The sequence below is a fragment of the Lactobacillus helveticus DSM 20075 = CGMCC 1.1877 genome (assembly GCF_000160855.1).
Classification (GTDB): domain Bacteria; phylum Bacillota; class Bacilli; order Lactobacillales; family Lactobacillaceae; genus Lactobacillus; species Lactobacillus helveticus.
Genome location: NZ_GG700752.1, coordinates 98,859 through 100,736 on the forward strand (window position 1 = coordinate 98,859; position 1,878 = coordinate 100,736).

Sequence of the window (1,878 nt, forward strand, 5' to 3'; positions counted from 1 at the left end):
CTGCCCAAAACTAAACAAGAATTAATCGATTTAATTGAAGCTGGTATTTACTACTTCAATTACGTCGATCGAACTATACAAAGAAACGGCTCCACCGCGGTTGAATACCGCGGTGAAGCCGCTTAAGAAGTATCTAAAAATTATATTATTTTATCCGTCAACTTGACAGGGACTAGTATAGAGAAATCTGAGATGATTTCTCGCGACACGTTTTTATATTTTTGCATCCTTGATGTTGCTGAAATGGGGTATGGTTAAATCAGGCTTGTTTTAAAGATCCAGGGCATAAGCTCACTGGAAAAAACTCGGATTAGCGCCGTTATGACGCCAAACTCGTCGTTTAATTCCCTAGTTAGGCTAATGCTCAGTCTTCTCCCATCTGATTCATGCCCGCTTGTGATACTGAGCATGATAGAAATGCCATGCGAATGCTTTCTCGAACGTACTGAAACCTGTGCATATTACGCTCATGATTCCGATTATCGGAATCGTTGTTGCTTATCTAGCAGTTGCGCTAACTGACCACGAAATTCATCGCTATGATGTTGGATGTTCGTCAAGTCGTGACTCATTTGAACGGTGTAGTCAGCGACTTCGCCGTGTTCGCCTTGATCGAGTCCGAGTTCTTCCTCTTGTTCGTCAACGCGCATTCTGATGACTCGTTTCAATAGTACGATAATGACGATGCAAACGATGGTAGTAAAGCCAATGGTAAAGATCGTTGCTAATAGCTGTAATCCGAATAATTTAAAGCCGCCACCATAGAAAAGACCGTTTAGAGAAATTGAGTTATTAACGGCTTTGCTAGCGAATAGCCCAGTCATGATACTGCCGACCATGCCGGAAACACCGTGGCATCCAAAGGCATCGAGTGCATCATCGATACCTAAGCGTGGTTTGATGAACGTAATGAAGCCATAACTAGTTAATGTGGCGATAAGGCCAATCCAAAAGGCACCAGAAATGGTGACGTAGCCACAAGCAGGTGTAATTGCAACGAGACCACAAAGGGTACCGGTGCAGACACCGACTAGGGTTGGTTTGCCCTTGGTTAGCATATCAACGACCATCCACGTCATCATGGAAGTGGCGGTGGCAACGGTCGTGGTTAAGAAGGTTTGGATGGCGATGTCGTTCATGGCAAGCGCCGAACCGGCATTGAAACCGTACCAGCCGATCCATAAAATAGCGGTCCCCAGCAATACCCATAAGATGTTATAGTGCTGGGTCATATCCTTGCCATACTTGTGGCGGGCACCTAAGAATGCTGATAAGACTAAAGCGGTGATACCGGCATTGATGTGGACGACGGTACCACCAGCGAAATCGATGACGCCAAGTTTAGATAATAAACCGTTATCCCAAACCATATGAACCATTGGATAGTAGATGAGGAGTGACCAGAAGATGATGAAGGTTAATAAGAATTTAAAACGGATACGGCCGACCACTGAGCCAACAAATAGTGCTGGTGTGATAATGGCAAACATCATTTGAAAGATGAGATATAAACTGTTGGGAATCTTTGTCGCGGTAAGCGCGGTCAAGTCCACACCATGCAACCAAGTGGCTTTGAGATTACCGACAAAGCCACCTAAATCACCGGAAAAAGATAGTGAATAACCGAATGCGAGCCATAACAAGATTGCTAAGCCACAAATCATGAAGACGGATAACATGGTGTTAACGACATTCCGTTCGGAAACTAAGCCACCGTAGAAAAATGCTAATCCGGGCGTCATGAATAATACCAATATACTAGATAACACTAAAAACGTTGAATTTGCAGCGTTCATACTCTCAACCCCTATCCATACCATTTGATATTAGAAATTATAACATTGATTATTGAGTGACGCACTCTTTTTTGTGTTTAGT

General features: G+C 43.6%; 1 protein-coding gene. It reads right to left on the reverse strand.

Annotated features, from left to right (window positions below):
- Positions 1 to 479: 479 nt before the first annotated feature.
- Positions 480 to 1,796 carry an ammonium transporter gene (locus HMPREF0518_RS00440; RefSeq protein WP_023193016.1) on the reverse strand — a complete coding sequence of 439 codons (1,317 nt, stop codon included), beginning with the start codon at positions 1,794 to 1,796 and terminating at the stop codon, positions 480 to 482.
- Positions 1,797 to 1,878 lie beyond the last annotated feature (82 nt).